Raw genomic sequence first — 7,206 nt, 5'->3', positions numbered from 1 at the left:
ACACCCGTTCCCATACCGAACACGGAAGTTAAGCTCTTCAGCGCCGATGGTAGTTGGGGGTCTCCCCCTGTGAGAGTAGGACATTGCCGGGCAAGAGCTTTATATTATTATCTTATTTATTATCGCGGGGTGGAGCAGTTCGGTAGCTCGTCGGGCTCATAACCCGAAGGTCGCAGGTTCAAATCCTGCCCCCGCAACCAAAATGGTCCCGTGGTGACTGATAGTATAAATCTTTCTTTCAACTGTAACTCTTCTGAGTTACACATATAAGCTCATTGTCTGGTGATGATGGCGAAGAGGTCACACCCGTTCCCATCCCGAACACGGAAGTTAAGCTCTTCAGCGCCGATGGTAGTTGGGGGTCTCCCCCTGCGAGAGTAGGACATTGCCGGGCAAAAGAACCTATTTCAGGCGAATGCTCGTAACAATTAGAATTAACCCTTAGGAGTAGGAGGGTTAGTTCTTTTTTGTGTATTATTTCATAGAAGTTGAGTTATGTGAAAATATATTGTACAATGAAACAGTAGAATCATACCTTTCTAAAAATTAAGGCGGTGATTAATATCAAAAACACTGGCGCAGAAAATATAATAGATAAATTTTCCAAATGGCAAAAAGAACTAGGAAAAGCTGATGGTACGGTAAAAACTTATGTAGGAGTTCTTGAGAAATTTCAATCATGGTTAACAACAAAAGATATAACACTTGATCAGATTTCAAAGAATGACGTTCAATTATATATGGACTATTTAGAAGAACAGCAAAAAAACGCGGGTACGATTGAAAAATATCTTGCAGCAATAAGTGTTTTTTCGCGTTTTTTAGGGAGATCTCAAATTATTTTGGATATCCAACGTAAAGAAAAAATGAAGGAAAGTGAAATACCTAATTCTCTTGAAGAAAGTGAAGAAAAGCAATTGTTATTGGAGGTTAAGGCAGACGGAAGCCTTCGTAACATCGCAATTGTTTATACTCTTTTGTACACGGGAATTCGAATTTCAGAACTATGTGCTTTAAATCTTGATGATATTAGAATGATTGATAAAAAAAGAACGCTTCTTGTAAAAAATAACGAAAGAGTCATTCCACTTTCAAAAGAAGTCAGTGAACATCTAAAAAATTATATCGATTCTATTAATACAAATAGAGAAGCATTATTTGTTTCGAGCGTAAATAAGAGAATATCAACTAGAGCAGTGCAATATATGTTACAAAAATACGATGTAAATCCTCATAAATTACGTCATACATTTTGCCAGAAGCTTATCAATAAAGGAATTGATATTCACACTGTAGCAAAATTGGCAGGACACAGGGATGTAAATGTGACAAAACGTTATGCTAGTGAGTTAGAACTTAACTTAGAAAATGCAATTGATCAAGCTTTTTCATAAAAAGGTTCACGATTATAAAATCGTGAACCTTTTTTACCTGAAATAGATGTTGTATTAATAGATATTAATCTTACTAGAGCTAACTTAGATGGAATTGAGATTATAGAAATATTAAGCATATCCTTCGAATGCTGTAAGATGAAATTTAGAATAACTAGTTTCAATAACATCACAAGATACTCTTATTGTTTCTCTTCTAATTCAATAAAAGGGCGTTTTGTGAAGTAACTAATACCTAATTTTTTATTGATGTGTAATTGAGAAGTTAGGTTTTTATATTAGTCTATCCCATGTAGAAATTTATCATATCTAACGACCGCTATATATAGTATCAATCTTTTAAGGACTGATACTATATATAATGGCCCATTTCTTTAATAACGTTATTCCGCAATCGGGCGCGATTGCTGAACAATGAGCAGTCGCTTTTTTACTAAACCGATCAGAATAGTTCTGAAAATGATTGGATGAAAATAATTAAGAAACCCAGCTAATCTTCTCTTGTGAAGGTAGCTGGGTTTTTAAAGTTGGATGTGCAAAATAACACTTAAAATAAGCGCAAATTATCGAACAAAGTGACAACATGGGGGAATATGTAATATGATTTATGGTTATGCCAGGGTATCCAAAAGATCAGAAGTTAGCAACTCAATTAAATCATTTAAAAAAGTATGAAGTAGATAAAATAATTTCAGAAAAAATTACTGGTATATCAATACAAAAACCTAAATTGGATAAACTTCTTGAAAAACTCCAAGATGGAGACACATTGGTTATTACCAGGATGGACCGATTAGGAAGAAGTACAATGCAGCTCTTAACGTTGGTTGATGAATTAAGATTAAGAAACATCCACCTTGTCCTTCTATCACCTAACATTGATACAAGGGACGAAATTTGGGGCAAGCTCTTTTTAACCATTATGAGTGCGGTTGCTGAAATGGAAAGAAGCCTTATCAAAGAGAAGCAACGAAATGGAGTTGCTATCGCCAAGTCACAAGGTAAATATAAAGGTCGAGTGAAAAAATACCACTCTAAGCATTCTGGGATGAATCACGCTTTGGATCTGTACCGTTCAGGGAATTAGACAGTAAAAGAAATCACGGAAATAACCTCTGTCTCCAGAAGTACTTTGTATCGAGCATTGAAGGAAGAAGAAAAGGTTAAAGATAAAGTGTTGATGAATGTATGATTAAAATGTGTGACTACTAAGTGGTCACGTCCCCATTTAGAATGGCAGGGGATGACTTGATTTCAGGAACCCTTAACGTAGAAAATCGTTTGTGAATGTTGGTTTTTGATAGTAGTAATCCAATTAAACCCAATCCTGAATGGGTCGTTAGCGTATCATCAGAATCTTCGAGAATAAACTTAACCATTTGAAACACCAGCCTAGTGAAATAAAATTAGCTATATAAAACAGCTGTTACCCTTATTATATCAGGCTTTACAAGATAGATTGTGAATAATTACAACGGATTCAGGTATAATGCTTAAATCCTTTTTCACCCTTGGCTTAAGGTCTAAATAGGAATATAGATTTAAAATTCAGAATATTGGTATATATTTATTGACAATCCTTTTTCCTTTTCATACGTTAGACAAGTAGGAATCTATTGGAGGAGGAAAAAGATGAAGAGATTATGGAAAGCTAGTTTAGCAGTATTATTCAGTATCTTATTAGTTGCCGGAACAATGCCATTAACCGGCCAGGCGAAAAAGCCTCAAATGGACTATGATCAGTACAGCCAGGTGGATGTTGGAAAGGATGGAATGGTTGCATCCGCACACCCGCTTGCATCCCAAATTGGCGCAGATGTATTGAAAAAAGGCGGCAATGCGATTGATGCTGCTGTTGCCATCCAATTTGCCCTAAATGTTGTAGAGCCTATGATGTCGGGCATTGGCGGAGGCGGCTTCATGATGGTGTACGACGGTAAAACAAAAGAAACAACGATTATTAACAGCCGTGAACGTGCACCTGCAGGAGCCTCGCCTGACATGTTTTTGGATGAAAACGGGAAGCCGATTTCCTTTTCTGAACGATCAACAGGCGGTACGGCAGTAGGGGTTCCAGGCACGTTAAATGGTCTTGAGACCGCTTTAGGTATATGGGGGACCCGCCCTATGCAGCAATTAATCGGCCCTGCCATCAAGCTTGCAGATAAAGGTTTTCCGATTGATTCTGTGCTCGCAGATGCAATCGGAGATAATGAAGAAAAGCTGATCAGATCCGCTGCCGGTGAGATCTTTGTTCCAAATGGCACACCGCTGCAGGAAGGGGACAAGCTTATCCAAAAGGATTTGGCAAAAACATTTAAAATGATTCGGTCAGGCGGAGCGGATGCCTTTTATAAAGGGGAGATTGCAGAGGCTCTTGCCGCAGTCGTGCAGGATTTCGGCGGATCCATGACTTCGGAAGATTTAAAGAAGTATGACGTTACGATCGATAAGCCGATTTGGGGAGACTATCAAGGCTATCAGATTGCCAGCATGCCTCCTCCAAGCTCTGGCGGTGTGTTTTTGCTGCAAATGCTTAAGATCCTTGATGATTATAATCTTTCCCAATATGATAAGGGCTCTTGGGAAAAATATCATCTGCTGGCTGAGACCATGCATCTTGCCTATGCAGACCGTGCAGCTTACGCGGGCGATCCTGAATTTGTAAATGTGCCATTGAATGGGTTACTTAATCCGGATTATATTAAGGAGCGTCAGGAGCTAATCAGCCTTAATGCTGTGAACTCAAAACCGGAAGCAGGCAAACCGTGGAAATACGAAGCAGACACAGCGAATTACGAACAGACTTCTCAGCCAAATGACCGCCAATACGGGGAAACAACGCATTTTACTGTAACAGACAGATGGGGAAATGTCGTTTCCTATACAACGACAATTGAACAAGTCTTCGGTACAGGGATCATGGTTCCGGGATATGGCTTCATGTTAAATAATGAATTAACGGATTTTGATGCTGTTCCTGGCGGGGCAAATGAAGTACAGCCGAATAAGCGGCCATTAAGCTCGATGACACCAACCATTGTTTTTGAAGATGATCAGCCTGTTTTAACGGTTGGATCACCAGGCGGACCGACAATCATTACATCCGTTCTTCAAACCATCCTTCATGCAATCGAGTATGATATGGAGCTGAAGGCAGCAGTAGAAGAACCGAGAATTTATACAAATAACTTGAGTTCTTACCGCTATGAAGACGGAATTTCTCCCGATGTGATCGGTCAGCTGAATGCGATGGGCCATCGCTTTGGTCCGAATCCTGTAACCATCGGGAACGTACAGAGTATTTTAATAGATCACGAGAGTGGCACATTCAAGGGAGTAGCAGATTCCAGCCGAAACGGAGCGGCAATTGGAGTCGATTTAAAAGGGAAAAGGAAATAAGTACTGCGGACAGCGCCCGCTTTGAAAAGGGCGCTGTTTTTCATGCCGGTTAGAATTTCTCTTGAAAAAGAAAAAAAAATTAAAGCTTTGCTTGATAAACAACTAAAGTAAATACTTTTAAGCTAACCGGTAGCTTTTCTTTAAGAAGAAACAAACCATTCTATATATGATCTTCCACAAACTGGCGCTTTCTTTTAATAAGAAAGCGTCAGTTTGTATTGGGCTAGATTGTTAAACATCAGGGAATTTAGAAAAGGTTCTATATATTGTTCAAATATCAGGGCGTTAGTTCAGTAACAAAAGGTATATCTGGCTTTATTAAGATAAGATAAATAATAATCTAAAATAGTTGTTTTTCTAAGCGAGGGAAATTTGATTATGCATATTATAGGTCAGGTTTTATGGATTATTGCTGCATATCGTTGGGGTGATTGGCGGAACTGGAAGAAATATCATTCAACAATGCTCTACATGATAGTCTTTTCTTTGTTATATGATGTTCTTACATATAATTATTCACTATGGATATTTGGAGATTTCTTTTTACCAACTCACACATTAAATAGCCTTGCCGTAACATTTATAGGATTTCCCTGCTCTGTTCTCATATTTCTTTCACGTTTCCCTAAACATTCTAAAATAAAAAAAGTGATATATGTGGCTTCGTGGGTCATTTTATACTTAGCTATTGAGTATTTTTTTGTTGCGATTGATTTGTTCTATTATGATAATGGATGGAATATTTGGTGGTCAGCTTTATTGGTCATAATGCTGTTTCCAATGTTATTGCTACACCATAAGAAACCTTTATTGGCATATTTGATTGGAGTTCCAATTATTATTTTTTATTTGCTAGTCTTCGAAGTACCTATTAGTAAAATGAAATAATAATAATAAAATTAACTGAACAAAAATGAGTTCTTCAACAATCGGGCGCTTTTCTGAAATAAGAAAAGCGTATTTCTTCATGAAAAGGGCCATATTGTCGCATAACCGATGATGAAAATTTTGCTAAAGTAGAAAGGGTTTTTAAAGGAGTGTTAATAACCTTTAGGATAGCTCAATAAAAATCAAATTAGGTGTAATGATAATGTAAATATGTGTATAGTAAAAAGAAAAATTTCCCTTTATATCTAAGGGGTGGGAGGTTGTTATGGATAGGATAGAATATGAATGGGTAAAACTAACACGTCAAATTTTATTAGATCAATGTAGAGAATTGAATGAAGATGAATTTATTAAAGAGTTTGAATTTGGTTTTCAGAGCATTAGAGATTCTTTAGTTCATGTGGCAGGTTGTTATCATGCATGGTTAGGTTCTTTTGTGCTATCAGAAACAACATCACCATTATTAACGAAGGAAGTAATTAATAATATGAAGGTAGATGATATTCAACGCTATTTTAAACAAGCTGATGAATATGTTGAGTGTGTATTTGAGCAATTCAATAACAAATTTGATGAGTTTATCGAAAAAGAGCCTTCTTGGAGAACAGGCAGTGGGTTTATAAGAAAAACGCCACATCAATTACTAATCCATTCAATTACTCATGAATCACATCATAAAGGGCAAATTGTAGCTATGCTACGTTTACTTGGCCATTCACCTAAAAATACAGACATATTAAGGTTGCCTGAAAAGGAATTTGCAAAATAATTATAAGGAAGTCTTCTGCAATAAAGCGCCATTCTTGAATAAGGATGTGCGCTCTTTATTATTTAAAAAGGTTTCCTATATAGAATGTGGTGAATTTTGGGAATTTCTTATAGATCATTAGTAAAAAACATAGAGAATAAGGGGGATAAAAGTGAAAAAAGTATTGAGAGTAATCTTAACTATGTTAATAGAGATAGGTGTATTGTGGGGTATATCTATAGTTTTTCAATTGAATCTTTTGGAGATTTTGTTCTTAGCTGGAGTAGTAATATTTGCAATATTATGGCTATTTCAATTTTCCTCTAATCAAAGTCAAAACCAATATATTGCAAATATAAAAGGAGTGACATGGCAGGACGCTGGAGGAATAAAATTGTATCGATTTCTTTTATCTCCAATTACTTTAGGATTTAGTGTTGTTTATATGTTTAACTATTTTTTACTACTATGATTATTTTATTTAACTTCCTTTATGTTAAATCTCTGGCATTTTGTTTAATATGACTTATCAATAGTATCTTCCGCAAACGAAGCGGAAGCCAAAGAGCCAAACAATTGATACTACTGGGTTTGGTTCTTTGGCTTACTTCTGATAGTTGCTATTATGTAAACTAGTTTTGTATAGAGTATACACCTGATTCTGTGGGATCTTGTTGAACTCCCTCAGTTAGATACATTTATCTCTCGAATGCTCACTTATTCGCAGGATTTCAAACCACTTGATAGAACAATAATGGATGAATGAAGTGAGTT

Annotated in this window: 7 protein-coding genes, 1 tRNA gene and 2 rRNA genes; 9 read left to right on the top strand and 1 reads right to left on the bottom strand. The window is 36.6% G+C overall.

Going from position 1 to position 7,206, the window contains the following annotated elements; all coding sequences use genetic code 11:
• From rrf (ACFFIX_RS27380) to ACFFIX_RS27360, 5 genes are all read left to right on the top strand, one after another.
• A 5S ribosomal RNA gene (gene rrf, locus ACFFIX_RS27380) occupies positions 1–92 on the top strand; the annotation flags it as partial.
• 31 nt (positions 93–123) lie between these two features.
• Positions 124–200, top strand: a tRNA-Met gene (locus ACFFIX_RS27375).
• Positions 201–278: 78 nt separating this feature from the next.
• Positions 279–394: ribosomal RNA gene (rrf, locus tag ACFFIX_RS27370) — 5S ribosomal RNA — on the top strand.
• A 160-nt stretch (positions 395–554) separates the two neighbouring features.
• Entirely contained in the window at positions 555–1,394 is an 840-nt protein-coding gene (locus ACFFIX_RS27365) for a tyrosine-type recombinase/integrase (RefSeq protein ID WP_378939766.1), read from the top strand.
• 613 nt (positions 1,395–2,007) lie between these two features.
• A complete protein-coding gene (locus ACFFIX_RS27360; RefSeq protein ID WP_378939764.1) occupies positions 2,008–2,481 on the top strand; it encodes a recombinase family protein in 474 nt (157 codons plus the stop codon).
• 121 nt (positions 2,482–2,602) lie between these two features.
• Here the strand turns inward: ACFFIX_RS27360 and ACFFIX_RS27355 are convergent, their stop codons facing one another.
• Positions 2,603–2,773 carry a hypothetical protein gene (locus tag ACFFIX_RS27355; protein ID WP_378939762.1) on the bottom strand — a complete coding sequence of 57 codons (171 nt, stop codon included), beginning with the start codon at positions 2,771–2,773 and terminating at the stop codon, positions 2,603–2,605.
• A 253-nt stretch (positions 2,774–3,026) separates the two neighbouring features.
• Here ACFFIX_RS27355 and ggt point away from each other — a divergent pair, with 253 nt between their 5' ends.
• The 4 genes from ggt (at position 3,027) to ACFFIX_RS27335 (ending at position 6,904) form a co-directional block, all read left to right on the top strand.
• The gene (ggt, locus tag ACFFIX_RS27350) at positions 3,027–4,796 is read left to right on the top strand and encodes a gamma-glutamyltransferase (protein WP_378939760.1); all 1,770 of its coding nucleotides are present in this window, start codon (positions 3,027–3,029) and stop codon (positions 4,794–4,796) included.
• A gap of 378 nt (positions 4,797–5,174) precedes the next feature.
• Positions 5,175–5,684 (top strand): CBO0543 family protein, encoded by a 510-nt coding sequence (locus tag ACFFIX_RS27345; protein ID WP_378939758.1) that lies wholly within the window; start codon positions 5,175–5,177, stop codon positions 5,682–5,684.
• 265 nt (positions 5,685–5,949) lie between these two features.
• Positions 5,950–6,453 (top strand): DinB family protein, encoded by a 504-nt coding sequence (locus ACFFIX_RS27340; protein WP_378939756.1) that lies wholly within the window; start codon positions 5,950–5,952, stop codon positions 6,451–6,453.
• 151 nt (positions 6,454–6,604) lie between these two features.
• Positions 6,605–6,904 carry a hypothetical protein gene (locus ACFFIX_RS27335; protein ID WP_378939754.1) on the top strand — a complete coding sequence of 100 codons (300 nt, stop codon included), beginning with the start codon at positions 6,605–6,607 and terminating at the stop codon, positions 6,902–6,904.
• The last annotated feature ends 302 nt before the right edge of the window (positions 6,905–7,206 follow it).

The sequence above is a fragment of the Metabacillus herbersteinensis genome, from assembly GCF_042433335.1.
Lineage (GTDB): Bacteria > Bacillota > Bacilli > Bacillales > Bacillaceae > Metabacillus > Metabacillus herbersteinensis.
The sequence above is the reverse complement of the archived record's forward strand: the minus strand, read 5'-3'. Positions and strand labels throughout refer to the sequence as shown.